Source organism: Pollutimonas bauzanensis (assembly GCF_040393045.1).
Classification (GTDB): Bacteria; Pseudomonadota; Gammaproteobacteria; order Burkholderiales; family Burkholderiaceae_B; genus Pollutimonas; species Pollutimonas bauzanensis_A.
This window is the reverse complement of sequence record NZ_JBEBUX010000017.1, coordinates 1-26,880: the sequence shown is the minus strand read 5'-3', so window position 1 is coordinate 26,880 and position 26,880 is coordinate 1. Positions and strand designations below refer to the sequence as shown.

Below are 26,880 nucleotides of genomic sequence, written 5' to 3'. Positions count from 1 at the left end.
CCAGAAATATTATGCAAAATCCTTTTGACTTCGCCTTGGCTACGCCCGAGATTCTGCTTTTGATTTTGGCTGCAGTGACGCTGCTTATCGATGCCTTTGCCAAATCCGAATCGCGTCATGTCACGTTTTCGATCAGTATCGTCACGCTGTTGATCTTGACCGCCACGTCGCTGTGGCAATGGAACGAAGGCGTGCAGGGCAGCTCGTTTGGCGGCCTGTATGTAGTGGATTCGTTATCTCACTTCCTGAAGGTGCTTTCCTACCTGACAGTCGGCGCGACGCTGATTTACGGCAGGGAGTATGCTGAACAGCGCGACATGATGAAGAGCGGCGGCGAAATGTATTCGCTGGCGATGTTCGCGCTGCTGGGCCAGATGGTGATGATTTCCGCAGGTAGCATGCTTACCGTTTACCTCGGCGTCGAACTGATGTCCTTCGCGCTGTATGCGTTGGTGGCCTTGCGCCGCGACGATATCAAGGCGACTGAAGCGGCCATGAAGTATTTCGTCCTGGGCGCTTTGGCTTCCGGCGTGCTGCTGTATGGCATGTCGATGATCTACGGCGCGACCGGCCAGCTCGATTTGACGCAGATTGCGCAGGTAATCGGCAGCGGCAAAGCAGAGCGCCTGCCTCTGGTCTTTGGCGTGGTGTTCATTGTGGCCGGCCTGGCATTCAAGCTGGCGGCGGCGCCATTCCATATGTGGACACCCGATGTCTACCAAGGAGCGCCTACTTCCGTCACGCTGATATTGGGCGCCGCACCCAAGCTGGCAGCATTTGCGATTACTTTGCGCTTGCTGATCGAAGGCTTGCATGGCATAGCCATTGATTGGCAGCCTATGCTGCTGGTGCTGGCGGTGCTTTCGCTTGCCATCGGTAATATCGCTGCCATTGCGCAAACCAATTTCAAGCGCATGCTGGCGTATTCGACCATTTCGCATATGGGCTTTGTATTTCTGGGGCTGCTCTCGGGCGTGGTCGAGGATCAGGCAGCAGCCACCGGCGCCGCCTACGGCTCGGCGCTGTTCTACATGGTCATCTATGTTTTGACCACATTGTCCACTTTCGGGCTCATACTCTTGTTAAGCCGCAAGGGCTTTGAGTGCGAAGAAATCGCCGACATGAAAGGGCTGAACCGCCGCAATCCTATTCTGGCAGGTATTTTGCTCCTTTCCATGTTCTCGCTGACCGGCATTCCGCCTATGGCTGGCTTCTATGCCAAGCTGGCGGTATTGCAGGCTCTGGTGGGGGCAGGCTACCTTGCAATCGCTGTGGTAGCTGTCATGTTCTCGCTGATTGGCGCTTTCTATTACTTGCGCGTAGTAAAAATGGCTTACTTCGACGAACCTGAAGGCGAAGTCGAGCCCATCAATAATGGCGTGATCACCAGCGGCCTGATGTCGATCAATGGCTTGCTTATCATTGTCCTTGGCATACTGCCTGGCGGCCTGATGGCGTTGTGTGTCAGCGTGATCGAAGGTTCTTTGAAGTTTTAAGGAAGTACATGAATCAGTCATTTGCCGTTTGGATTCTTATCGGGCTATCCCTGATAACGGCTAATCTTCCTTTTGTCCTTGAGCGCCCCTTTCTGGTTTTGCCTTGGGCGCAAAAAGGCGAACCCGTTGCCCCGGCATGGATGCAGTGGATATTTTCTTTGCTGTTTCTGTGCCTGTTGGCGGGTGTGACTTATTTCGCCTTTGGGCTTATTGGCGGCGCATTTGTCGTGGCATCGGACTTGGCGTCTGTCGCGTTCTTTCTGCTCAAGATAGTCGGTATTGCATTCGTGGCGGCCTTGTTGCTGACCTACCCCGGATGGCGCAATCGCACTCGCGTCATAGAAAAGTCTTTCCTGGTGCGACTGTTGGAAATGCTGGTGTTTTACGCATTGGTCGGCGTCCTTGGCTTTGCTTTCGAAGTCAATATCGGCAACAGTTTCACCCAGACCTGGGAGTTTTATGCCATTACGCTCAGTCTTTTCGTTGTGCTGGGTTACCCGGGGTTTGTGTACCGCTATTTGCTGCGTCGTCGCAAGCATTAATCATTAGTCGGCAGGCCGGGTTGGCTGGGGGCTGATTCTTTCAATATCATCGTAGGCGGGCTGACCAACGGCAGCTTGGCCTCGTGCAGTTGCTTCAGTATTTCGAACAAGACGGCGCTGCGCACCCGATAGGCGGATCGCGGTGAACCCACATAGCCTGTAGCGCTAAATATTAGACCGGTGGCATCTATGCCGTCCAGCATGACGTCGGGCATGGGTTCGTCGAGTATCTCGGCATTTTCCTGAAAAACCGCCAGCATCAGGTCATGCACTCGTTCTGCGTGGGTGTCGATAGGCAAAGCCAGCTTTATTTGAACCCGTCCTAAAGGTGAGCCATGGGTGACATTGCGCACGACTTTAGTGATGAATTCCGAATTTGGCACGATCACGGTAGACCGATCACTCATCTGGATTTCGGTAGCACGCACATTAATGCGGCGAATGTCGCCTTCGACTCCGCCCAACGATACCCAGTCACCCACTTTGACCGGCCGTTCCGCCAACAAAATCAGGCCGGATACAAAGTTCTGGACGACTGCCTGCAAGCCAAAACCTATCCCTACAGAAAGTGCGCTGGCGATCCACGCCACCCGCTCCAGGCCGATACCGACCGCCGAGAGCGAAAACGAAGCCACGATCACATATCCGGCATAGCCAAACAATGTAGCGGCAGAAAGGCGCATGCCGGGATCTAGGCTAGTTGTCGGCAAGTATTGAGCCGCCAGCCAGCGTTGCAATAATTTGACCGCTCCGAAGCCTAGCAGCAGAACCAGGATCGCCAAGATAACGGAAGTAGGGCGGACTTGTATTTCGCCGATGGCAATGCCGGAATGCAGGTGATCGATTTGCCGCAGCCATTCTGTGGGTCCGCCACCGAAGGGCGATAGCAGCAGCATAAAGGCAAAGAGCACGACCAGTACGCGTGTAATGCCCGACAGCAGCACGATGGCCTGATTGCGGGCACGCGACATGGGTGACGTATTGTGGTCGTCTGTGCCCGCGCGCTTGGCTGATGCCAGCAAGCTATTGCCCCCGTCTTCTATCAGGCCAGTGATCAGATAGGTCGTGCCAACAACGAGGCCTATCCACACCACTTGCTTGGTAATAAAGCTGCCCAGGGCGACGTAACCCAGCAACAGGCTGACTATAGCGACCGTTATCGCCGCCCATATCACATTCAGCAGCAGGTTTAACCAAGGCGAGGCCAGGGCCGGGGTCCCTTTAGCAGCAGTATCTTGTGCTGCAATCGCCGTGCGGCGTGCTCGTTGCATGGCCATGCCCAGCATAAGGCTTATCGTCAGCGCCATGATGCAGTCAATCGCCACGGTGACGATAAGACTGGCATTGATCAAAGTGGCTAGCCGTTGGGCGCCCCAGTCAGCACAGAGGACGATTGCCAGGAGCAATGGAAACCAGCGTAGCTTCAGTGCCTGTGCATCGTCCATGGATGGCAGGCGCCACGAAGGCCGATCAGGCGCCAGCAAGGCATTGCCCAAACCCGCTACGAAACCGCCAAAACAGGCAATGCCGACCAATTGGTCCAGCACTGATTCCATGGTGTCGGATAACGCGCTGTTCCAGCCTATCGCCAGGCTGAAGATTTGGGCGATGAGCGCTGGAACAGCCGCGGCCAGAATGACTCGCGAGACAGCATATAGGGATCGGCGTAGTCTTCCCGGCGCTACACGCGTCGTACTGATCTTGAAGAGGATGCGCCCAGCCAGCAAGCGTAACGCAATCACCAGGGCCGTGCCCAACAGTGCGACGAGCCATACACCACCTACGCCAGCCTTAAAAGCGGTGTTCAGCTCAGTGCGCAGAGGCTCCAGACGTTCCAGGTCTCGTTCGGATTCGTCTGCTAATTCTTCCCAGAACGTGGGCACCAGGATCGAAGAGGTACGTTGGCCTAGTTGTTCCTGGAACTGGGCGCGCCTGAACTTCAGGATTTGCTCGGCTGCTTGCCCTGCCTCGACGCTGATTAGTCGCGCTAGTTTTATCTGGGCATCCAGGGTGCTGCTGCTTTTTGTAAGCTGTTTGCGTTGTACCGCGATGTCAGGCGCGTCGGGCGCACTGTCGGTAGGCGTGCCCAACTCTGCAAGGCGAGCCTGTACACTTGTCAGTTCGGGCTCAATAGCGGTTCCGGCGGCTTCAGCTTTGGCTTGGGCATCTAGCGCTTTGGTGCGCAATTGCACCAGTTGCGTGTCATCCAGCGGTTCTTTAGGAAATGCAGCGAGCTTTTTTTGCAGGGAGGCTATTTCCGTGCGTACCGTATCCAGGACTACATCGGTGTCGATTTTTGTGTCTGAGCCGGCGGCGCGGACCGGTGCAAGCGCCATCAAGGCCACGAACGCCAGGAGTGGCAGCAAGGCGCGCAGCCAATAGCCGACTGAGTGATACGGGGTGGGGTAGTCCAGGCGATGTAGCAAGGGCATCGGGTCTATTTTAGAAAAAACACGGTTGGAGCCATTGGCGGCTCCAACGTTATTTACGAGACGCGCCTATGACTGTGCCGCTAATCATAACGCCGAATTGGCTCTGAATCGGGGCTGATTCGTAAGCAGTTAAAATGGCCGGCAACATTTATATTTCCATCAAGCCGGGACAGGCTTGTTCGTTTCATGCGTGGCGATCCACTATTTTATTAAACACGGTTATGACCCATCTTATTCTTCAAGCTCCAAATCTTGTCGCTGCCAATATTGAAAAGGTAGCCGCCATCGCGAACGCGGGCGGAGTTCAGGAACTGGGCAGCACAGCTGTGCGCCTGCTTGACGTAGATAGCGCCGAACGCGCCGCCGTCGAGACATGCTGCGCAGAGTTCGGCATGGATTACGCCTTTTTTGAACAGATTGCACGGCTGCGCGATTGCAAGATCCTGGCCATGGACATGGATTCGACGTTGGTCAATATTGAATGCATCGACGAAATCGCCGATATGGCAGGGCGAAAAGCTGAAGTATCGGCGATTACCGAGGCGGCCATGCGGGGCGAAATCACGGATTTCGCAGAAAGCTTGACGCGACGCGTCGCTTTGCTGGAAGGCGTGCCTGTCACGGCCTTGGAGCAAGTCTATAACGAGCGCTTGCGACTTAATCCAGGCGCGGAGAACCTGATTTCAGTGGCCAGGAAGACTGGCTTGAAAACCTTGCTGGTGTCGGGGGGATTCACCTTTTTTACCGAGCGTCTGAAAGAGCGGTTGGGGTTGGATGTCGCGCATGCCAATGTGCTGGACGTCAATAACGGCAAACTGACGGGCAAGGTGGTCGGAGAAATCGTGGATGCGCAAGGCAAGGCCGACCGTCTGCAGGCCTTGGCTGAACAGTTGGAGGCCGATGCAGAGCAGATAATCGCGGTGGGAGATGGGGCCAACGATTTGAAAATGATGGCGTTGGCCCGGTTTTCGGTGGCTTATCGTGCCAAGCCTGTCGTGCGCCAGCAGGCTAATTTTGCGCTGAATGTCAGCCCGCTGGACGCGATCTTGAATTGGTTTCGCTTGAGCCATTGACGGCAGATGCCGTCTTTAGATTAGTACTTCAAGTTGGCGCTCAAGATAACCTGCCGGCCCGCACCGAAGTCGGCGTGATGCACGCCGTTGGTGTGCGTGTAGTAGCTTTTGTCCGTCAGATTGAGAGCATTAAGTTGGAAGCCCAGGTTTTTGTTCACCTGGTAGGCCGCCATTGCATCGAATCGCCAGTATGAAGGCATATAGACTGCATTGGTACCGCCGCCTGCTCCACCCTGATTTCCGCCGAAAGTTTTGCCCACATAATAGGCGCCTCCTCCGATGGTCAATGGGGCAGATACTTTGTAGGTCGTCCATAAGCTGAAACTGTGCTTAGGGGTATTTGCCAGCGGATCCCCTTCATTGACACTGCTATATGCGCCTTGTACGAGTTCGCTGTCCATATAGGAATAGCCGCCGTAAACATTCCATTGCGGTGTCAATTCCCCTGATATGCCCAATTCGAAGCCTTGCACTCTGGTCTTTCCGGCCTGTGCGAAAACACCCTGATCCACTTCGATTTGGGCATCGCGCCGTTCATTCTGGAAAATGGCTGCTGTCAAACCTAAACGATCATTGAGCACGTTCCATTTCGTGCCCAGTTCTATCGTACGGCTTTGTTCAGGGTCGAGCGCACCCATTCCCGCCGAAATGGATTCCTGATCTCCGCCGCTTATGCTGGGTGGCGTGGAGGCAGTTGCGTAGGAAATGTAGATGCTCCCGTTCTTGCTGGGTTTATAGACCAAGCCTAACTGGTAATTGAACATATTCCACTCGCCGCTCTCACTTTGCGATACGGTCGCGCCACGCGGTAAAAATCCTCCGGATACGCGGTAATTATCGAAGCGCACACCAAGATTGGCTTGGAACTGTTCGGAAAATTCGATAGTATCGAAGAGATAGGCGGCGCGTGTGGTCGATGTTGAATCGACGCTCAAAGGGCCGCGTGTGACTGATCCCATCCAGGAGTCGCTGGGGTTGGGCTGATAGAAGGGGGTGCAGTCAAACTGGCTTGCTCCATAAACAGTAGGACATGCCGTGCCGTTCGAGGTCTTTACGCTGTAGCTGGCATTCTTGTTGGTTTCGCGCGTTAATTCCACACCAAAATTAAAGCGATGTTTAAGACTGCCGGTATCCAGTTGCCCATACAGTTCGGTCACATTGGTCAACATCGTGCTTTTTTGCCAGCGCGACTTGGTGCCGCGCTGCATCCAGTATTGACTGCTTAGCGGATCGAAGAGAACTTTTCCGTCGCCTGGATTGGTGACGACGTAATCATTGAGCGTTTCGCCATAACGAGTGGCGTTGCGCAGCGTAAGCCGGTCATTGAAATCATGTTCAACTTCAATCGTACCTATATCAGCCTTGGTTTTTTGGTAGTCGCGATCGTATAAGCCATAGAAGGTATCGCGGTCTACGTCTGCAATACCACTATCCGTGTGCAAGCCGGGAATCTTCGCAGCCAGAGGTACGCCGTAGTCCGACATTCCATCGGTATTCAAATGATAATAGCTCAGCGTTATGCGAGTAGGGGTGCCTATCCCTAGCGACAGAGATGGCGCGATGCCGAACTTCTTGTAATCGACTTGGTTGCGTCCAGGTATGTTTCCCTTGGCTTCCAGTACGTTCAAGCGAAATGCGGAGCTCTCATTGAATTGCCAATTGCCGTCGGCTGTTCCGCGCAAGTACCCGTCGTTGCCATACCCTAAGCTGCCTTCGGCGAAATTACCCAACTTAGCTCGTTTGCTGACCAGGTTGATGCTGCCACCACCGGAGCCGCGGCCGCCAAAGGCTGAATCCGCGCCTTTGATAACCTCGACGCTTTCAAGGTTGAAGATTTCGCGTGTCTGGCCGCCTGGGTCGCGTACACCATCGACATACACATTATTACCCGATGCACTGCCGCGGATCACCGGCCGGTCGGCGAGAGGTTGACCGCCTTCTCCGGCTCCGAAAGTAATGCCCGGTGTATTCCGCAGGACATCTTGCAATGAAGTCGCCGCGCTATCTTGTATGACGGCTTTGGGAATGATTTGTATTGTTTTTGGGGTGTCAAGCAGAGGGGCTGTAAACTTTGTTTGAGCCGAATCGGGCACGTTATATGAATTGTCAGTTGCTGTGCCTGTGACCCGTACTGGGGCGAGGGTAGTGGCGTTGTCTGTGGCAGCTTGGGCCTGGACGCTGGTAGTAAAAAATGTGCCCGGACCGACTAGCGCCAACGCGAGAGATGAGCGCAATAAGGTATGCGGTGACGGAATCTTGTTAACCAACAGCTTCTCCCAGGAGTTTGAATATAAATGAGAATGATTGTCATTAGAAGTCAAAATTCTAAGGGGCAGAAGCTGAACGAACGCTGAATTAAGGATTAAATAATTCAGCGTTCTAGTAAAACGGTGGATATCTGTGGCGGTTGGCCTACTGTTGTCAACCAGCGGATAGAGAAGTTCAGGCCAACGCCCGCAGTACCATGCGTACCGCATCGATGCGGGCGCTGACTTTTTGTCCATTCTTGATGTCGATTTTCAACTTATCCTGCCCGGCGAGTTTGACTTCACGCTGCTTCTGCACCAGCTCGATAATGCGCATTGGCTCGACATTGGGCTTGGCTGAAAACTGGATCATCGCCTGCGCCTCGCTGGCATCGATCTTGATCACGCCCAAAGGCTCGGCATTCAATCGCAGACGATGTGTCGCCAGCAGTGTTTGCGCGGCTTCGGGCAATTTTCCATAGCGATCGATCAGTTCTTCCTGGATCAGGATGAGGTCATCCTCGTGCTTGGCATGTGCCAACTTCTTGTATAGACCCAGCCGTGCGTGCACATCGGGACAATAATCGGAAGGCAGCAGGGCTGAAGCGTGCAAGTTGACTTCGCACAGTGCTGAAAAGGGCGAATCCAGATCGGGCTCTTCGCCCGACTTCAAGGCGCGTACCGCAGCATTGAGCATGTCGGAATACATCGAGAAGCCGATTTCCTGAATGTTGCCGGATTGCGATTCGCCCAGTACTTCGCCAGTTCCCCGTATTTCCAGGTCGTGCATGGCCAGGAAAAAACCGGCGCCTAATTCTTCCATGGCTTGAATGGCCTCCAGCCGCTTTTTTGCATTGGCGGTGATGGCGTCTTCGCCGGGTGTCATCAGGTAGGCATAGGCCTGGTGGTGGGAACGACCGACGCGGCCGCGCAATTGATGCAGCTGGGCCAGGCCCAGCCGATCGGCGCGGTGAATGACAATGGTGTTGGCCGTGGGCACATCGATGCCGGTCTCGATGATCGTCGTGCACAGCAGAACGTTATAGCGCTGCTGATAAAAACCTTTCATGACCTCTTCGAGTTCGCGCTCGGGCATTTGCCCGTGGGCAACCGCGATGCGCGCTTCCGGCACCAGCTCTTCCAGGCTGGCACGCCGGTTCTGGATGGTGTCGACTTCGTTGTGCAGGAAGTAGATCTGGCCGCCGCGTTTGAGTTCGCGCAGCAGGGCTTCGCGTATCGTGCTTTTGTCTTCGCGCCGTACAAACGTTTTGATGGCCAGCCGCTTTTGCGGCGCCGTGGCGATCACGGAAAAGTCGCGTATGCCTTCCAGCGACATGCCCAGCGTGCGGGGTATGGGCGTAGCGGTAAGCGTCAGGACGTCGACCTCGGCGCGCAAGGTTTTCAGTGCCTCTTTCTGGCGCACGCCGAAACGATGCTCTTCATCGATGATGACCAGCCCCAGGCGCTTGAATACCACGTCTTTGGATAAGATTTTATGTGTGCCGATGACGATATCGACTCGGCCGTCGTTCAGGCCTTGAATGGCGGCGCTGACTTCCTTGCTTGAACGAAAGCGGGATAGTTCTACGACTTTGACGGGCCAGTCGGCGAAGCGGTCGGAAAAGGTCTGTGCGTGTTGTTCGGCCAGCAAGGTGGTAGGGCAGAGCAGTGCTACCTGTTTACCGTTAAGCACGGAAAGGAAAGCAGCGCGCAGCGCTACTTCCGTCTTGCCGAAGCCGACGTCGCCGCACACCAGCCTGTCCATGGGGCGGCCCGAGGTCATGTCGCCGATAACGGCTTCTATGGCGGCGGCCTGGTCGGGCGTTTCTTCGAAGCCGAAGCCTTCAGCAAATGCCTGATAGTCGTTGACGGGAAGCTTGAATCGATAGCCTTCGCGCGCTGCGCGCATGGCATACAAGGCCAGTAACTCGGCCGCTGCGTCGCGGACCTGCTTGGCCGCTTTGCGCCGTGCCTTGTCCCATTGACCGGAGCCGAGTTGATGCAACGGTGCGTGTTCCGGATCGGATCCGCTGTAGCGGGCGATGACATGCAACTGTGCCACGGGTACGTATAAGGTGCTGCCGTTGGCATACTCCAGGTGCAGCAGTTCTATTAAGCCTTCGCCCAAGTCCATGTCGATCAGGCCGCGATAGCGTCCGATGCCGTGCTGTGCATGGACGACAGGGTCGCCTTCGCGCAACTCCGACAGATCGCGCACCATGGCTTCCACATCGCTGGCATGTTCTTGTGCGCGCTTGCCGCGACGGGCAGGCCTGACCTGGCTTGGATATAAATCGTTTTCGGTGAGCAGCGTGAGCGCTGGATCCGTCAAGCTAAAGCCATTGGACAGCGGTGCAGTCACCAAGGCAAAGCGGCTTTCCGAAGCAAGGAACTCTTCCAGAGTTTCGTTCGCGAAATCTGGCTTTATGCCGAACTCTTCCAGCATTTGCAGCAGTGTTTCACGCCGTCCGGCGGAATCGGCGCATAGCGCAATACGCCCCTGGTGTTTATTCAACAGCGCGCGTAAATTGGCGACAGGGTCTTCCGCGCGTCTGTTAACCGCTACCGCAGGAGCCGCCTGGAAGTCAGGGTGGGCGCTGTCGCTAGTCAGCGCGAGCCTGGCAAATGGCTTGAGCTGCAGAAACAGGTCTTCTTCATTCAGGAACAACTGTCCCGGCGGCAGTACCGGACGCTCGCGATCACTTTTCAGGAACTGATAACGGCTGTGGGTGTCATTGGCAAAACGCTGCACGGCCTGATTAATATCACCGAGCGTAACCGTTAGCGATTTCTCGGGCAGGTAGTCGAACAGGGTTGCCGTGTGTGTAAAAAACAGAGGCAGGTAATATTCGATGCCGGCAAATGCGATGCCGTTGCCGATGTCTTTGTACGGTAGCGCACGTGACGGGTCGCCTTCGAATAACTCCCGAAACCGCGCACGAAACTGATTGCGCGCAGTTTCATCCATAGGGAATTCACGTCCCGGCAATAGTTGGACGTCTTTGACCGGATACAGGCTGCGCTGGGTGTCAATGTCAAAACTGCGTATGGATTCGATTTCGTTATCGAACAGGTCGAGCCTATAGGGTACGATCGAACCCATGGGGAACAAATCGATCAGTCCGCCGCGTATGCTGAATTCGCCGGGTGCAGTTACCTGGGTGACATGGCTGTAGTTTGCCATCGTCAATTGGCGGCGCAGGCCTTCTTCGTCCAGCTTGTCCCCCTGCTTGAACGAAAACGTATAGGCAGCAAGAAATTCAGGCGGCGCAATCCGGTATAGCGCCGTCGTGATGGGCACGGTCAGGATGTCGACGCTTTCCTGCATCAGGGCGTGCAGGGTTCGCAGGCGTTCCGAAATTAAATCCTGGTGCGGCGAAAAGCTGTCGTACGGCAGAGTTTCCCAGTCGGGCAATTGCCGCACCCGCAATTCGGGCGCGAATAATAAAATTTCCTCGGCCAGGCGCTGGGCGGCCAGGGGCTCGGCGCAGAGTACGACCAGAGTCTGTCGCGACGCGCGCGCCAAGTCGGCCAGCATCCAGGCGTCGCCTGATCCCGGGGGGCAAGGTTGCGTATGACGCTGCCCGGGTTTCAATGCGGCGAGCACGAGTTTGGTGGAGGAAAGGGACGGGGGAGGGGTTGTTTCTATGACCATGTAGCTTGTCATTATAAAATGTCTTTCGTATGCACAAGAAACTGATTGCAATTGTTCCCGCGGCCGGCATCGGCACGCGTGCCGTGGATGCCGATTCTACCTTGGCTGACGGCGGCTGCGCGTTGCTTGGGGCTGTCAGCCCGGCGCGCCCTTTACCCAAGCAGTACCGCATGCTGAATGGCGAGCCTATGCTGCGCTGGGCCGTCAAAGCCTTGCTGGCTGACGAACGGATCGCTCAAGTCAGGGTGGCGGTGGCCGCGCATGATCAGTGGGCTGCGCAGGCGCTTACCGGCCTGCCCAGAACCGTATGGCGGCCCTGCGGCGGGCCCAGCAGGGCCGAGACCGTGACAGCTGCTTTGCTGGATGCGGGGCTGGATGACGACGACTGGGTGCTGGTTCATGACGCTGCGCGGCCGGGTCTGCCGCTGCAGGCCTTGAGACGTCTTATCGATAACTGTCTGGATTTGGGTGTTGGTGGCTTGCTTGCGCAGCCCGTGGCCGATACCGTGAAGCAAGCGCAGGAATCGACTGCAATGTGTGCGTCGGTGGGGAGGTCGGTTGCGCGCGAGCGGCTATGGCTGGCGCAAACGCCGCAAATGTTCCAGGCAGGCCGCCTGCAGCAGGCTTTGCTGATGGCGGGGGCATCCAATGCGGTGCTTACCGATGAGGCGTCGGCTATGGAGCTTGCCGGCTATTCGCCTTGCCTGATTCCAGGCTCGGTGCGTAATTTCAAAGTGACCTGGCCAGAAGATTTCGAATTAATGGAGAAGTGGTTGTGAATAATTTCCCGTTCCGCATCGGGCAGGGTTTCGACGTGCATGCTTTGGTCGAAGGCCGGCCATTGATTATTGGCGGGGTCGTCATTCCGCATACGCATGGCTTGCTGGGGCATTCAGATGCCGACGTACTGCTGCATGCGGTAACGGACGCTATTTTGGGCGCTGCAGGCCTGGGCGACATCGGCCGGCATTTTCCGGATACCGATCCGGATTACAAAGGGGCCGATAGTCGGGTTTTGTTGCGGGCGGCAATGAAGAAGGTGACGGATGCCGGCTGGAGGGTGGTGAACGTGGATGCAACGGTGCATGCTCAGGCCCCGAAAATAGGGCCTCACGCAGTTGGTATGGCCGCCAATATCGCTGCCGATCTGGCTGTGTCGCCGCAAGATGTCAATATCAAGGCCAAGACCAACGAGGGCCTGGGTTACCTAGGGCGCAAGGAAGGCATATCGGCGACAGTCGTGGCATTGTTGACCACAGTGTAGATAGCTTCGTATTGCAGCGGATGGTCTGAGCCCGAATGGGGGTCGTGCCCCACTTCTGCTTATTTTCCTTCGGCAACAAGCACCAGCGAAGCCGCGTTGACTACCGAGGCAATGCGGCCCACGTCGCGTAATTGCTCAGACGCGTAGCCCGCCTTTTTCAAGTTGCCGTAGTGCGAACTGACACAGAAATGGCATTTCCCCACGATTGAGGCGGCCAAGGCAAAGAGTTCGAAGCGGGCCTCGTCGATGCCGCCGTGGGTTGCATAGGCGTTCATGCGAAGTTGAGCGGGCAGCGTTTTCAGTTGCGCATCGCCCGACATTTCTACGTAGGGATAATAGGTGTTGTTCATGCCCATGAGTGCCGCTGCGGTCAAGACACCCGTTACGTCGGCATCGGATAAGCCAGTTTTGAATGCAGCGATCAGGGTCGGGTTGCGCGCCGCGTAAGCTGCTGCCAAGGCGACGCCAACAGCATCTTCGGGTTTCAGGCTGGAGCGGGCAATGGCGCCGTCAAGATTCAGGCGAATGTCTTTCGCCCAATCGGGGATCATAGCCTTTATGCTAGGTAGGAATTCCATGGCGTTACCCTGTTTGTAGAATTAAAAAAGCCCGGAAAAGACCGGGCCTTGAAACGGTAATGCTTGTGCCAAGAGCCGGTTTATAGCGTATCGCCGCCTACCTTGCGATTGCAGGGGCAGAGTTCATCGGTTTGCAGGCCATCGAGCACGCGCAGGATTTCTTCCGGGTTGCGTCCGACATTCAAATTGTTGACGGAAACGTGCTGAATCACATTGTCCGGATCGACGATAAAGGTGGCGCGAAGGGCGACACCTTCCGATTTTTCACGTACGCCTAATTGGTCAATAAGGGCGCCAGCGGTGTCGCCGAATTGATAGTGGCCTAGCTTGCTGAGGTCGGTATGTTCGCGGCGCCAGGCTAGCTTGACGAATTCGTTGTCGACTGAGCCGCCCATGAGAATGGCATCCCGGTCGGCGAAGTCATCGACCAGATTGTTGAAGCCGACAATTTCCGTGGGGCACACGAAAGTAAAGTCTTTAGGGTAGAAATAAATGACTTTCCACTTGCCTGGAAACGAACTTTCGGTGATCTCTTCGAATGCAGACACTCCGTTTTCTTCATGTTGATTGAATCCTGGCTTGACGCCGGCAACCTTGAAGGGTTCGAGTTTATCGCCTACTGTTTTCATCTGAGCTCCTAATAGTGAGTCCTAAACAGGCACACGCATGCGTACGCCGCTGATGGTCAAATTTTACGCTATTAGGTGTTAGTGTCTAATTGAAAATTCCTAACGCGAACCTTAGGTATTTCGATGCGCGCCACCAGACCGGCTGGCGGGTGGGAAATCAGCTCTAGTTGGCCGCCTACCTGCCCCAGAAGACGTTCGACGATGGCCAGGCCCAGGCCAGCTCCGCTTACGCCGGTACGGGCCGATTCGCCACGCGAGAACGGCCGCAACAGACGCTGTATATCGGAATGCGCAATGCCTGTGCCGTGATCTTTGACTTCGATCGCCAGGATGTTGCCTTGTTGTCTGGCAGCCAGTTCGATATGGGCGCGGCCATCGGTGGGCGTTCGGCCATAGCGGCGGGCGTTTTCTATCAGGTTGCTGACGATGCGTTTAAGATCGTGAGCGCTGATCTTGGCGTAGAGATTGGGTTCGATAGAGGCAGTAAGTATGCCGCCCAGAGATTCCGTATGGCTGCGTTCGCGTTCATACAAATCGCGCAGCACCGAGGACACATCAATCCCTTGTTCTGGTACGGCGGCCGCGGGCCGTGCGTACTCCATGAGCTGGCCGATGCTGTGGTCGATTTGGCCCAGGTCTTCGTCGATGGCTTGGCGGGCCTCGTCGGTAACATTGCTCATTTCTATTTCCAGGCGCATGCGGGCCAGCGGCGTGCGCAAGTCGTGGGATATGCCCGCCAACATAATTTCGCGGTCAGTTTCGGTTTGGCGAATGTCGCGCGCCATGCGATTGAAGGCAATGTTCATGTCGCGGATTTCAGCAGGCCCTTTTTCCGGCAGGGGCGAAGGCGTTTCGCCGCGCGCAACCTGTTGCGCCACTTTGGCCAATTGAGCCAGTGGACGGTTCACGAAGCGGACGCTGACCGCTGCGCCGATGAGGGCCAGCAACAGCGCCGTGGCGCCCCATCCGAACCATTCGACGCCGGCGGTCAGGCCGAGTTGCTCGCGGTCGAAAACCAGCCAGTATTGATCATTATTGATTTCGAAGCTTACCCAGACGCCGGCAGCTTGGTTGACCGACCACATGACGTGGGTGTTGGAACCCAGCCGGTCTTTGATTTCAGCAGCAACGTGATTCCAGTAGTTGGAATTGGGCAGCGGTTCCAGGACGTCGGTTTCTTCGCGCGGCTGCACGCGCAGGCTTTCCTTGGTGGCCAAGTCCAGTAGCAGGGCAGGTCTTACGCTGCGCGGCGCATAGACCAGGGCAGAGCGCGTAATACTGACTGCGGTGGTTACCCGTTGCGCCATTTGCGTGGCGCGCGGACCTTCTTCCATGCTGAAGAAAACCTGCAGCCACGCGCCCAGGCTGACCAGCATCAATCCTGCCAGAAGCAGGAATGAGCGGCTGAACAGGCCAAGGCGGAAGCGCGAATTGTTTTTTGGTCTTTGTTTGGGTAAAACAGCCATAACCCCTTCCTGCGTGGTCATGCCTGCTTTGGGTTAATGCCCGCCATCAGGAACAAAAACATAACCCAAGCCCCACACTGTCTGGATGAAAACAGGTTTTGAAGGATTGGGTTCTACCAGTTTGCGCAAACGTGAAATTTGAACGTCGAGACTGCGATCGAAAGCTTCGTATTCGCGTCCGCGGGCAAGTTCCATGAGCTTGTCGCGCGAGAGCGGAATTTTCGGATGGCGCGCAAACACTTTAAGGACGGAGAATTCGCCGGTAGTGATGGGTACTTGTTCGTTATTGCGGGTAAGCGTACGCGTGGAAAGGTTCAGCACATAGGGGCCGAATTCGATGGATTCGTTTTCCTGGCTTGGCGCACCGGGGTGTTCTTCGGTCCCGCGGCGACGCAGGATGGCGTTGACACGGGCAAGAAGTTCGCGAGGGTTGAATGGCTTGGACAGATAGTCGTCGGCGCCCATTTCCAGACCGACGATACGGTCGATCTCTTCTGCCTTGGCAGTAAGAATGATGATTGGTGTGTTGTCATGGCCGCCGCGAAGGCGCCGGCAGATCGAAAGCCCGTCTTCACCAGGCAGCATGAGATCAAGCACGAGCAAGTCAAAATGTTCGCGCTGCCATAGCTTGCCCATTTCTTTGGCGTCTTCGGCTACGAAAACATTAAAACCTTGTTCCGACAAATACCGGCGCAAGAGATCGCGCAGTCGGGGATCGTCGTCCACGACGAGAATTTTGCGAGAGAGAGATTGGTTTTGTGTGTTCATGGGGAAAATGTAACAGGGCTGAGTTTGCCCGTATAGGCCTCGTAGCAAGATATTACACATTAAGTGTTTGGTTGAAAATGCCTTAACAATTTCCGCCAAACTTTCACATCTCAGCAGTTAACACTAATAGCCTATTCTAGCCTTAAGTAGCATATTGTGATACTAGTCTAAGACTGGAAAATGCAGCTGTCTGCCCGCCGAATGCCTTACGCTACTGTCGGCGTGCCCAACGATTGTGCTGCGGCGTTTAAAATGATGGCATGACTCTACATATTCTTGCGCTTGAGACCTCGTCCAGCTTATGCGGCGTGGCATTGTTGACCCAGGCCGATGGCCTGTTGAATGTCCGTACCGCGGAGCATGACGCTACCGGCGAGCACGCTGAACGCCTGCTGCCGATGGCTGACGACTTGCTGGCTCAGGCCGGCATAGCGCGGTCCGAATTGGCCGCAGTGGCTTTTGGGCAGGGGCCTGGCGGATTTACCGGCTTGCGCGTTGCTTGCGGCGTGGCCCAGGGCATGGCATTCGCCTTGGATATTCCCGTGATCCCTATCGTTTCCTTGCTGGCCGTGGCCGTGCGGGGTCATGACGCGGCAGTCGCGGCAGCGCCTCTTTCTGTGGTGGTGCAGGATGCCCGCATGGGCGAAGTCTATCTTGCCGCTTATGTGGCGGACGGGGATGCCGCATCTGGCTGGCGGGAACTGCAGGATCCTGTTTTGCTGAGCGCCGGGCATGTCGGCCGGTGGCTTCAGCAAGCGCTGCCAGGCTGGCAGGCTGCCTATGGCAACGGACTCACGGTTCGTCTGACGGGGGACGCTTTGCTGGCATATCCCGCACTGTCGCAAGTTGAGGTCGGCGGTGCGCGGGTGGAACTGGGCGAGCCATTGCGGCCGGATGCGGAAACCATTGCCCGTTTGGCTTTGATTGGTTGGCATACGGGGGCCGCCATTGCTCCCGAGCTGGCGGCGCCTTTGTATGTGCGGGATAAGGTGGCATACACGACACTAGAGCGCGAGCGGGGCCTCGGCGGCAATCCCAAAGCGCCCGAACCGGGCATCTCTGTCGTGAAAATGTTGCCGGAGCATCTGGACGAGGTGGCCGATATCGAGCAATCGGTACAGGCATTCCCCTGGACGCGCGGTAATTTCGCCGATGGGTTGAATGCCGGCTATGGGGCTTGGGTGGTGCGGCAGTCGGGCCGTGTGGTTGGTTTTAGCATGGTCATGTTTGCGCCGGATGTGGCCCATTTGCTGGTGATAGCCGTGGCGCCATCCTGCCAGAAACAAGGCATCGGTACGTTGATGCTGCGGCATTGCGAAAGCGAGGCCCGTTCGCGCGGCTTGCCTGCGGTTGTGCTTGAAGTCAGGCCATCCAACATCAACGCGCTTGGTTTTTATCAGCGGCACGGGTTTGCGCAGCTTGCTGTCCGCAAAGATTACTACCCGGGCAGCGATGGCAAAAGGGAAGATGCTTGCGTAATGGAAAAAAAGCTGGGTTCGACATGACGGAAACCTTGCTGCCCAAGGCGCCTGAACTGACGGCGCTGCAAATTACCTGGTTGCAGGAAATTGGCATTGATAAACGTATGCTCGCTCGCTATGCGACAGGGAGCGGGCCTTTTCCCAAGCCGCAAGTGGCGGCGCTCCAGGGGCAGGCGGAATCTGCGCCTGAGCCTCGTCCAGAGGCACCAGCCGCTGCTGCGGACGCGGCCCAGGGGTTGACGCACGTTGCCGCTGTATTGGCCCAGCGGCAGCCGGGTGCCGGCGCGGGGCGGCTCGCAGCAGGCGCCAAAGGAAAAAGTACAGTGGTCGACACGCCGGTTCGGGCGGAAGCCATGCCGGACGATTGGGATGCGCTGGCTGACTATGTCGCCGCTTGCCAGGCATGTGACCTCCACGCGGGGCGTAGTCAGACCGTATTCGGCACAGGCGCCGTGCAGGCACCAGAGTGGATGGTCATTGGGGAAGCGCCGGGCGAGCTCGACGACAAGGTTGGCTTGCCGCTACAAGGGCGGCCGGGCGTGTTGTTGCAAGCAATGCTGGCTTCTATCGGCGTTCTTCCGGACTCGGCAGTGTTTTTGACCAATTTGATCAAATGCAGGCCGCTGGGCAATCGCACCCCCAAGCCGGCAGAGATCGCCGCCTGCCTGCCCTATCTACAGCGCCAGATTGCGATCTTGAAGCCGCGTCGTATTCTGGCTTTGGGTAATCTGGCGGCGCAGGCACTGCTGGGCGTCGAAACCGAACTGGATCAATTGCGCGGTCAGGTTCACCACCTGCAGACCGAAGCGGGGCAAGACATTCCGCTAGTGGCCACTTACCATCCTGCGTCGTTATTGCTTCGTCCGCAGCATAAGGCCGATGCCTGGCAAGATCTTAATCTTGCCCGCACCATGTTGCAGGATTAGCAGGCCCGCCGCTGCATTTTCTTAGTGCTTGAGGGCCTGGCCGTGGCCGTGCTGGCCTATGGTGTTTTCCAGGCCCGGGTTAGCACGGTGATTGAGCTTATTCCAGTGTATGAAGACCACCATCAAAGCCGATACGGACAAACCAAAGATGATGATAATCGCGTTGATGGACAGGTTAAGCCATAGCATCAGGCTATAAAGCGCCAACATCAGCAGGATGTTCAGTTGTTCGTTGAAATTTTGCACCGCAATGGAATGGCCGGCTGAAAGCAGTACGTGTCCGCGGTGCTGCAGCATCGCATTCATTGGGACGACAAAGAAGCCCGATAAGCCGCCTATGAGCAGCAAGACGGTATAGACCGCCCAGGCTTCTGTGACCAGCGGCATAAGCATGACGGCGAAGCCCATGATGATGCCGACGGGCAGCACCGACAAGGCGCGCTTTAGTGGTACTCGGCCTGCCAGAATAGAACCTGCAACGGTGCCTGCGGCGGCGACGCCCATCAGTACCGAAGCCTGATCCAGACGGTAGCCCAGGTGCCGCGCACCCCATTCGATGACAATGAATTGCAGCGTAGCTCCCGCGCCCCAGAACAATGTGGTGACTGCCAGGGATATCTGGCCTAGCTTGTCGTGCCAAAGTATTTTTACATAGCCCATGAAGTCACAGACCAGGCGGGCGGGGTTGGTTTGCTGCTTGGGGTAGCGCACATTGGTGCGCGGTATCAGCAAGTTGGTGGTTGCCGCCAGCAAGTACACCATGCCAATGACAAGAATGGCGGCTTCTGTGCGTGTCTGCACCAAAGCACTGATCCATAGATGGGACAGTAATACATCCGAGACTGCCGGATTGATGAGTATGCCGCCCAGGACGGTGCCCGCAATGATCGATAAGACGGTCAGGCCTTCTATCCAGCTATTGCCTTTTACCAAAAGTTCTGGGGGCAACATTTCGGTGACAATGCCATACTTCGCAGGCGAGTACGCAGCGGCACCGATGCCCACCAGCGTATAAGCGCAAAACACCATGAATAGTTGCCCTTGATCGTCCAGCCCAAGACTTTGGCAACTGAACATCAGCAGGCAGCCAGAGACCTTGACCGCGTTGGTGGCGAACATGACCCTGCCTTTTGGGAACGCATCGGCAAAGGCGCCGACAAAGGCGGCAAGGGCGACATAAGCCAGGGCAAACCACCATTTCATCATGGGGGCCATCCAGTCGGGGCCTTGTAAATCGGCTATGAGCGCTATGGCGGCAATAAGCAACGCATTGTCTGCCACGGATGAAAGCGCCTGGGCTATCATGACCAGATAAAAGCCTTTTTTCAACGTGTAGTCTCGATTGAATGGTTAGTGGAAAGCCAGGGGGCAGCCGGATTGCGAAAAATGTCTACGAGTATAGCTTTGGGCCGCAGTGCAAACGGAAAATCATAGCGCATTTGTTTCCGGGACCCGATTCTCCCATAGTGTGCGTTATCATACGAGACGATTGCAGGTGAGAATGTCAGGCCCGGTTTCCGGGCCATTTTGGTAGCCGCGTTTGCACGCTTGGCGTGTCGCGCTATTTCCTTTTTATTGCTCGCTTATTGTGCGTCTTACCCAAATAAAACTTGCCGGTTTCAAATCCTTTGTCGAGCCGACAGTAATACCCACGCCCAGCCAATTGGTTGGCGTGGTCGGACCCAATGGTTGCGGCAAGTCCAATATTATCGATGCCGTTCGCTGGGTGTTGGGCGAAACCAAGGCTTCGGAATTGCGTGGTGAATCCATGCAAGACGTCATTTTCAATGGCTCGGGTCATCGCAAACCGGCGGCCCGGGCGTCGGTCGAGCTGGTTTTTGATAATACCGAAGGCCGCGCCGTCGGGCAATGGAGCACTTACGCGGAAATCGCTGTAAGGCGTGTGCTGACCCGCGATGGCGCCAGCAGCTATTACGTCAACGGTCAGCAGGTGCGTCGGCGCGATATCCACGATATTTTTCTAGGTACGGGGCTGGGGTCGCGGGGATACGCCATTATCGGACAGGGCATGATCAACCGCCTGATCGAAGCGCGTCCCGAAGAGCTGCGTGTATACCTCGAAGAGGCTGCCGGCGTCTCGCGCTATAAAGAACGGCGCCGCGAGACAGAAAGTCGTCTGGGCGATACCCGTGAAAACCTGACCCGTGTCGAAGATATTCTGCGAGAACTGACCACCCAGCTTGAGAAGCTGGAGGCGCAGGCTGAAGTTGCGCGCCAGTACCGTGGCTTGCAGGAAGAGGGCGAACTGAAACAACATGCCCTTTGGTTGCTGAAAGAAAGCAACGCGCGGCAAGATCAGCAAAGCAAATTTTTGGCCATAGAACAGGCGCAGACTGAGCTTGAGGCGGCCACGGCCAGCCTGCGGGCTGGCGAGTCGGCACTAGAGTCGCGGCGTCAGGCGCATTATGCAGCGGGCGATGCGGTGCATGCCGCGCAAGGCTTGTTATTCGAGGCGGGGGCGCAGGTCAGCCGATTGGAAGCAGAGATCCGCCATGTGGTGGATTCCCGCAATCGCGTGCAGTCCCGCCGGACGCAATTGCAAGAGCAAATGCAGGAATGGGCCGATCAGCAAGCGCATTGTACCGAGCAAATAGCCCAGGCCGAGGCTGATCTGGAAGCCGCCACCGCACGCACCGAAGAGTCTCGCGCCAGCGTCGAAGACGCACAGGCTCATTTGCCCGATGTCGAGAGCAAACTGCGGCTGGCTGCGGCCTCGCGCGATGAAATGCGCGCTGTTCTGGCTCGTGTCGAACAAGAATTGGCGCTGGTCGCCCAGGCCCAGCGCGATGCGGATCGCCAGATGCAGGCACTGGAATTGCGTAAAGAGCGATTGGAACAGGAATTGCGTAGCCTGAATGCGCCAGACCCGGAAAATATCGCCCGTCTGGCCGGCGATAGCGCCGCCATGGAAGAACAACTGCAAGAAGCCCAGGGTCAGCTGGTCGAACTGGAAGACCAGTTGCCTGAATTGGATGAGCAGCGCCGTAAGGCGCAGGCCGCATCGCAGGAAGAGTCGCAGGCGGTGTCACGGCTGGACGCGCGCCTGGCTGCCTTGAGCAAATTGCAAGAAGACGTGCAAAAGCAAGGCGCGCTGGAGCCATGGCTCGCTCGCCACGAATTATCCCGTTTAGGCCGCTTGTGGCAAAAGCTGCATATCGATGCAGGCTGGGAAACGGCGCTGGAAGCCGTTCTTCGCGAGCGTATGGCAGGGCTTGAGGTCCGCCAGCTAGATCATGCCCGTGCGTTCGTCAATGATGCGCCACCGGCTCGGCTGGCGTTTTACCAGGTCCCGCCTGCGGCAGCAGCCAGTGCGCCGGCACCCGGCCTGAGCCCATTGAGCGCGCTGCTACGCCTTACCGATCCCGATCTTCGCACTTTGCTCAACGACTGGCTGCAAGACGTCTATGTTTGCCCCGACGTGACCAAGGCGCTGTCCCAACGTGGCGAACTGCCTCCTGGCGGCCTTTACGTCGTTAAGGAAGGGCATGTGGTGGACGCCCATAGCGTACGTTTTTACGCACCCGATTCCGAGCAGGCGGGCTTGTTGGCTCGGCAGCAAGAAATCGAGAACCTGCAGCGTGAAGTGAAAGGCCGGCAAATGATTGCTGATCAGGCGCTGGCGGGCGTAAGCCGCGCTGAATCTGCCTGGCAGCATGTTTCCCAAGCGTTGGCTCCGGCGCGTATGCGGGTATCGGAACTGACCCGGCGTCTGCATGACGTCCAGCTAGAGCACTCGCGTTTGCAACAGCAAGCTGAACAGTCCGGCGAGCGTGCGGCACGTATTCGGGAAGATCTCGCTGACATTGCGCTCCAGGCGGAAGAGCTCTTGGCAAGCAAAGAAGAAGCGGAAGTGCGCTTCGAAGAGTTCGATATCCGTCTGGGCGAGCATCAAACCCAATTTTCCGATGCCGAAATTTCGGGGGAAGAGCTGGCATTGCAAGCGGAAAAGGCGCGCCAGCATTTGCGCGATCTGGAGCGCACCGTACATGAATCCGAGTATGCCGAGCGTACCTTGCAGGCGCGCATCGCCGAGCTCAAACGCAATTGGCAATTGGCTGCCGATCAGGCGGGCCGAGCCGGATCGGAATTGGACGGCTTGCAGGGCGAACTATTCGAACTGGATGCATCTGCATCGCAGGCGGGCTTGCAAGATGCGCTGGAACTTCGTGCCGAACGTGAAGAAGCGCTGAATCTTGCGCGTATTGAACTGGATAACCTGGCTGCCTTATTGCGAGGCGCCGATGACGAGCGCCTCTCGCTGGAGCGCTCTCTTGAACCACGTCGCGCCCGCATTATGGAATTACAGCTGCAAGAGCAGGCGGCGCGCCTGGCGGTAGAGCAGTTCGCCGAGCAACTGGATGCCCACGAGGTGGATCGCGACGCGATGCGCCAACTATTGTCCGAGCAGCCTGATGAATGGCAGCGGGCAAATTGGCTGCAATCCGAAGTGCAACGAATTTCACGCGTGGTCGACGGACTAGGGTCAGTCAACTTGGCAGCGCTCGATGAACTGAATACCGCCCGGGAACGCAAGGGTTTTCTGGATGCACAACATCTGGACCTGACTACAGCGATTGAAACCCTGGAAGATGCCATTCGGAAAATAGACCGCGAGACGCGTGAGCTATTGCAAGATACGTTCGATAAGGTCAATGGCCACTTCGGTGAGCTGTTTCCGCGTCTTTTCGGGGGCGGCGAAGCCAAGCTTTCCATTACTGGCGACGAAATTCTTGATGCCGGCGTGCAGGTCATGGCCCAGCCGCCTGGCAAGCGCAACAGCACCATCCACTTATTGTCCGGTGGTGAAAAGGCGCTTACTGCGACTGCGTTGGTATTTGCCTTGTTCAAGTTGAATCCCGCTCCATTTTGCCTGCTCGACGAGGTCGACGCGCCGCTTGACGATGCAAACACCGAGCGGTATGCCAATTTGGTCAGCAACATGAGCGAGCAGACTCAGTTTTTATTTATTTCTCACAATAAAATTGCCATGCAGATGGCGAAGCAACTCGTAGGCGTTACCATGCAGGAACAAGGTGTATCGCGCATTGTGGCGGTAGATATTGACTCGGCCCTGCAGCTGGCCGAAGTTTGATTAAAAACTATGCATAAATATTTGGTGATACGGCGGACTGACAATGAGTGATTTGCAAATCGGTTTAATTCTGCTGGGCGTTGTATTGATCCTGGTCGTGCTGCTATTTAATTGGTGGCAAGACAGGCGCATACGGCAAAAAATGCAAGAGCACTTCCCCGAGCGGGAACATGACCCGTTGATGGGGACCGCACCCCCCGGCAGGCGTGAGCCGGGTTTCGGCTTGCGCGATCCCGAGGAAGAGTTGGCGGCGGATGATCCGGCCGAAGTGGATCCCGGCTCTGAAGTTGTTATCGACATCAGTTTTGCGCAACCTGTGGCTTCAGAGCTTTTGCATGCCGCTGTGCAGTCCGTACATACTGCGGGCAACAAGCCCGTGCGCATCTTTGCGGAACGCGAGGGCGGCGGCCATCGGGCACGCCTGCGGCCCAATGAAAACTATGTATCCATGCAGTTGTCGGTATTGCTGGCTAATCGCAGCGGGCCGCTTACGGATATTGAATGGTCCCATTTGTGGTCTATGGCGCAACGGTTGGCAGAGCGTTTTGACGGCGTCATCGAGGCCCCCGAGCAAGAACAGGTCATGCAGCACGCCAAGCAGCTTGACGCGCTATGCGCCGGACTGGATGCGCAAGTTGGCCTGACACTAAGATTGCAAGGGACGCTGCCTGTCAGCGAGGCCGCCCGTGTGCTTAAAGAGGTGGGTTTCTTGCCCTATGGCACACAGTTAGCATGGATGGCTGACACTGGGATTCCCCGGTTTACAGTCATGTTCGATGGGGTTCCTGTTCAGGACGTGCAGTCGGCAGGTGTGGATCGCATCGATTTGCTACTGGATTTGCCTAATAGCCCCTCCGATGAACAAGCTTTCAGCCGCATGGCGAGCGTGGGCCGAGACCTGGCAGGCCGCTTGAACGCCGTGTTGCTCGATGACCAGGGTCGGCCGCTGCCCGACGGTACCGATCATGCCATCGATGCACAGCTTCTTGATTTATACGCACGGCTTGGCCAAGCAGGTTTTGAGGCTGGTACTGAACGGGCGGTAAGGGTATTTTCGTGACTACTGGTTCACATGCCGGATCGGTTGCGCAGCGGCTGGACGTTCTGCGCTCCGAAATCGAGCGGCATAATCATCAGTATTATGTAAAAGACGCGCCTATCGTTTCAGACGCCGAGTACGACCGCTTGATGCAAGAGCTTATGGCTCTGGAAGCGTCACATCCTGATCTGATTACGCCAGAATCTCCGACACAGCGCGTCGGGGGCGCGCCGTCAGGTGCCTTTAAAAGCGTTCGACACGCGGTGCCCATGCGCTCGCTGGGCAATGCCTTCGATCCTGAAGATGTCGTGGCATTTGATAAACGGGTGGCCGATACGCTGCGCGGGGCTGGCTTGGCTACCGATAGCCAAGTCGAGTACGTGGCAGAGCTTAAGTTTGATGGCCTGGCGGTCAGCCTGCGCTATGAACAAGGGCGCCTGGTCCAGGCGGCCACCCGGGGCGATGGGCAAACGGGTGAAGACATCACCAGTAATATCCGTACCCTTCGGTCTGTACCGTTGCGCTTAAGGGGCGATGCGCCCGAGGTGCTGGAAGTTCGTGGCGAAGTGCTGATGAACCGTAGCGATTTCGATGCGTTGAACCAGGCCCAGCAGCGCCGTCGCGAAAAGATTTTTGTGAATCCTCGTAATGCTGCCGCGGGCAGTCTGCGTCAACTTGATCCCAATATTACCAAGCAGAGGCCGCTGCGTTTCTTTGCCTATGGTTGGGGTGAAATCCGCATCCGGCACGATGGGCAAACTGATTTTTTCCAGCAGGAGTCCGGCTTGCCTTCGATGCCGCGGCCGACACATGCGCAAATGCTGGATTGGTTCGAGGAATTCGGCTTGCCGGTCAATGGCGCCCGCCAAGTGGTAAAGGGCGCAGATGGATTGTTAGCGTTTTATGCTGAAACAGGCAGCGAGCGCGCGCAACTTCCGTTTGATATTGACGGTGTCGTCTATAAGGTGAATTCGCTGGCGGCCCAGGATGTTCTGGGCTATGTAGCGCGTGCGCCGCGTTTTGCCGTTGCGCATAAGTTTCCGGCTCAGGAAGAAACGACGACACTATTGGGCATAGAGGTGCAGGTGGGGCGCACAGGCGCCATTACGCCGGTGGCTCGGCTCAAGCCCGTTTTTGTGGGCGGCGTAACGGTTACCAATGCCACATTGCACAACGAAGATGAAATCCGTCGCAAGGATGTACGGGTGGGCGATACAGTCATCGTACGCCGGGCTGGTGACGTCATTCCCGAAGTGGTTGGGCCTGTGTTGGAATTGCGGCCTGAAGGCACCAGCTTATATATCACACCCGCGAATTGTCCTGTATGCGGGTCGGCAGTAGAGCGGCTCGAGGACGAGGCTATTTCGCGATGTTCCGGCGGCTTGTTTTGCGCGGCCCAACGCAAGCAAAGCATTATTCATGCTGCAGGCCGCAAGGCACTTGATATCGAAGGCCTGGGCGAGAAGCTGGTGGATCAACTGGTGGAAAGCGGGCGGATCAAGTCATTGGCGGATTTATTTACGCTAAACGTGCTTGAGTTGATCGGTTACGAGCGTATGGGTCGAAAATCCGCAGAGAACCTGGTGGCGGCACTGGACCAGGCGCGTACACCGGAGCTCGGTCGCTTGTTGTATGCCCTGGGTATCCGTCATGTAGGGGAAACGACCGCCCGTGATCTGGCGCGTCATTTCGGCACGGTGGATGCAGTCGTGCAGGCTGATGAAGAATCATTGCTGGCTGTGAACGAGGTAGGGCCAGTAGTGGCGGGTTCTATCGTCAGGTTTTTCGCGGAAGCGCATAATCGCGAGGTCATTGCCGCGTTGGCGCGCGCCGGTGTGCATGCCAAGGCCGAGGTGGTCGCAACGGAAGGCAGGCAGCGTTTGGCGGGAAAGACCTTGGTTTTGACAGGAACAATGCCTACCTGGACACGCGATGAAGCTACCCGCCATATTCTTGCGGCTGGCGGCAAGGTAAGCGGCTCGGTATCGAAGAAAACGGCATATGTGGTGGCGGGTGAAGATGCCGGCAGCAAGTTGGTCAAGGCTCAGGAACTGGGGGTGCCGGTGCTTGATGAGGATGGGCTGAAGGCGCTGCTTGATATGTGAGTGTTAAGCCGCTTTTGCTGCGGCTTTCTCGTATTTGTGACGGGTTCATCGTATTTATGACGAGTTC

At 56.6% G+C, this 26,880-nt stretch carries 18 protein-coding genes and 1 pseudogene; 11 read left to right on the top strand and 8 right to left on the bottom strand.

Annotated elements, in window-relative coordinates; all coding sequences use genetic code 11:
• Positions 1–8 precede the first annotated feature (8 nt).
• From nuoN to ABWO67_RS04535, 3 genes and pseudogenes are all read left to right on the top strand, one after another.
• Complete coding sequence (gene nuoN, locus ABWO67_RS04545) at positions 9–1,496, top strand: NADH-quinone oxidoreductase subunit NuoN (protein WP_353148183.1); 1,488 nt, start codon at positions 9–11, stop codon at positions 1,494–1,496.
• Positions 1,497–1,504: 8 nt separating this feature from the next.
• Positions 1,505–1,666: pseudogene (locus tag ABWO67_RS04540) on the top strand (DUF2818 family protein); the annotation flags it as partial.
• A gap of 126 nt (positions 1,667–1,792) precedes the next feature.
• A complete protein-coding gene (locus ABWO67_RS04535) occupies positions 1,793–2,038 on the top strand; it encodes a DUF2818 family protein (RefSeq protein WP_353148180.1) in 246 nt (81 codons plus the stop codon).
• On the opposite strand, the gene ABWO67_RS04530 is transcribed toward ABWO67_RS04535, so the two are convergent.
• Positions 2,035–4,470 carry a DUF3772 domain-containing protein gene (locus ABWO67_RS04530; RefSeq protein ID WP_353148135.1) on the bottom strand — a complete coding sequence of 812 codons (2,436 nt, stop codon included), beginning with the start codon at positions 4,468–4,470 and terminating at the stop codon, positions 2,035–2,037. The genes ABWO67_RS04535 and ABWO67_RS04530 overlap by 4 nt on opposite strands.
• A gap of 221 nt (positions 4,471–4,691) precedes the next feature.
• On the opposite strand from ABWO67_RS04530, the gene serB reads away from it, so the two are divergent.
• Positions 4,692–5,543: a phosphoserine phosphatase SerB gene (serB, locus tag ABWO67_RS04525; protein WP_353148178.1), complete on the top strand. Its 852-nt coding sequence runs from the start codon at positions 4,692–4,694 to the stop codon at positions 5,541–5,543.
• A gap of 20 nt (positions 5,544–5,563) precedes the next feature.
• On the opposite strand, the gene ABWO67_RS04520 is transcribed toward serB, so the two are convergent.
• Complete coding sequence (locus ABWO67_RS04520; protein WP_353148132.1) at positions 5,564–7,810, bottom strand: TonB-dependent receptor; 2,247 nt, start codon at positions 7,808–7,810, stop codon at positions 5,564–5,566.
• A gap of 175 nt (positions 7,811–7,985) precedes the next feature.
• Complete coding sequence (gene mfd / locus ABWO67_RS04515; RefSeq protein WP_353148129.1) at positions 7,986–11,444, bottom strand: transcription-repair coupling factor; 3,459 nt, start codon at positions 11,442–11,444, stop codon at positions 7,986–7,988.
• A gap of 29 nt (positions 11,445–11,473) precedes the next feature.
• Between mfd and ABWO67_RS04510 the strand changes: the two genes are divergently transcribed.
• Both ABWO67_RS04510 and ispF read left to right on the top strand, forming a co-directional pair.
• On the top strand, positions 11,474–12,223 hold the full coding sequence (locus tag ABWO67_RS04510) for an IspD/TarI family cytidylyltransferase (RefSeq protein ID WP_353148126.1): 750 nt from the start codon (positions 11,474–11,476) through the stop codon (positions 12,221–12,223).
• The gene (gene ispF, locus ABWO67_RS04505; RefSeq protein ID WP_353148123.1) at positions 12,220–12,708 is read left to right on the top strand and encodes a 2-C-methyl-D-erythritol 2,4-cyclodiphosphate synthase; all 489 of its coding nucleotides are present in this window, start codon (positions 12,220–12,222) and stop codon (positions 12,706–12,708) included. The genes ABWO67_RS04510 and ispF overlap by 4 nt, the downstream gene beginning before the upstream one ends.
• Before the next feature lie 59 nt (positions 12,709–12,767).
• On the opposite strand, the gene ABWO67_RS04500 is transcribed toward ispF, so the two are convergent.
• From ABWO67_RS04500 to ompR, 4 genes are all read right to left on the bottom strand, one after another.
• Complete coding sequence (locus ABWO67_RS04500) at positions 12,768–13,286, bottom strand: carboxymuconolactone decarboxylase family protein (protein ID WP_353148120.1); 519 nt, start codon at positions 13,284–13,286, stop codon at positions 12,768–12,770.
• A gap of 80 nt (positions 13,287–13,366) precedes the next feature.
• Positions 13,367–13,915 carry a peroxiredoxin gene (locus tag ABWO67_RS04495; protein WP_353148118.1) on the bottom strand — a complete coding sequence of 183 codons (549 nt, stop codon included), beginning with the start codon at positions 13,913–13,915 and terminating at the stop codon, positions 13,367–13,369.
• Positions 13,916–13,986: 71 nt separating this feature from the next.
• Positions 13,987–15,381: a sensor histidine kinase family protein gene (locus ABWO67_RS04490; RefSeq protein ID WP_353148115.1), complete on the bottom strand. Its 1,395-nt coding sequence runs from the start codon at positions 15,379–15,381 to the stop codon at positions 13,987–13,989.
• Positions 15,382–15,414: 33 nt separating this feature from the next.
• Positions 15,415–16,149: an osmolarity response regulator transcription factor OmpR gene (ompR, locus tag ABWO67_RS04485; RefSeq protein ID WP_073106027.1), complete on the bottom strand. Its 735-nt coding sequence runs from the start codon at positions 16,147–16,149 to the stop codon at positions 15,415–15,417.
• A 260-nt stretch (positions 16,150–16,409) separates the two neighbouring features.
• Here ompR and tsaB point away from each other — a divergent pair, with 260 nt between their 5' ends.
• Positions 16,410–17,654 (top strand): tRNA (adenosine(37)-N6)-threonylcarbamoyltransferase complex dimerization subunit type 1 TsaB, encoded by a 1,245-nt coding sequence (gene tsaB / locus ABWO67_RS04480; protein ID WP_353148111.1) that lies wholly within the window; start codon positions 16,410–16,412, stop codon positions 17,652–17,654.
• Entirely contained in the window at positions 17,621–18,556 is a 936-nt protein-coding gene (locus ABWO67_RS04475; protein WP_353148108.1) for a uracil-DNA glycosylase, read from the top strand. The genes tsaB and ABWO67_RS04475 overlap by 34 nt, the downstream gene beginning before the upstream one ends.
• Before the next feature lie 21 nt (positions 18,557–18,577).
• Here ABWO67_RS04475 and lplT read toward each other — a convergent pair whose 3' ends face one another.
• Entirely contained in the window at positions 18,578–19,885 is a 1,308-nt protein-coding gene (gene lplT, locus ABWO67_RS04470; protein ID WP_353148105.1) for a lysophospholipid transporter LplT, read from the bottom strand.
• 259 nt (positions 19,886–20,144) lie between these two features.
• Here lplT and smc point away from each other — a divergent pair, with 259 nt between their 5' ends.
• The 3 genes from smc to ligA are packed head-to-tail and all read left to right on the top strand — an operon-like array spanning position 20,145 to position 26,813.
• Entirely contained in the window at positions 20,145–23,669 is a 3,525-nt protein-coding gene (gene smc / locus ABWO67_RS04465; RefSeq protein ID WP_353148175.1) for a chromosome segregation protein SMC, read from the top strand.
• Between the two features lie 43 nt (positions 23,670–23,712).
• Positions 23,713–24,729, top strand: coding sequence for a cell division protein ZipA C-terminal FtsZ-binding domain-containing protein (locus ABWO67_RS04460; protein WP_353148103.1), 1,017 nt, complete (start codon positions 23,713–23,715; stop codon positions 24,727–24,729).
• Positions 24,726–26,813, top strand: a complete 2,088-nt coding sequence (gene ligA / locus ABWO67_RS04455) for an NAD-dependent DNA ligase LigA (protein ID WP_353148100.1) — start codon at positions 24,726–24,728, stop codon at positions 26,811–26,813. Before ABWO67_RS04460 ends, ligA begins: the two co-directional genes overlap by 4 nt.
• Positions 26,814–26,880: the final 67 nt, after the last annotated feature.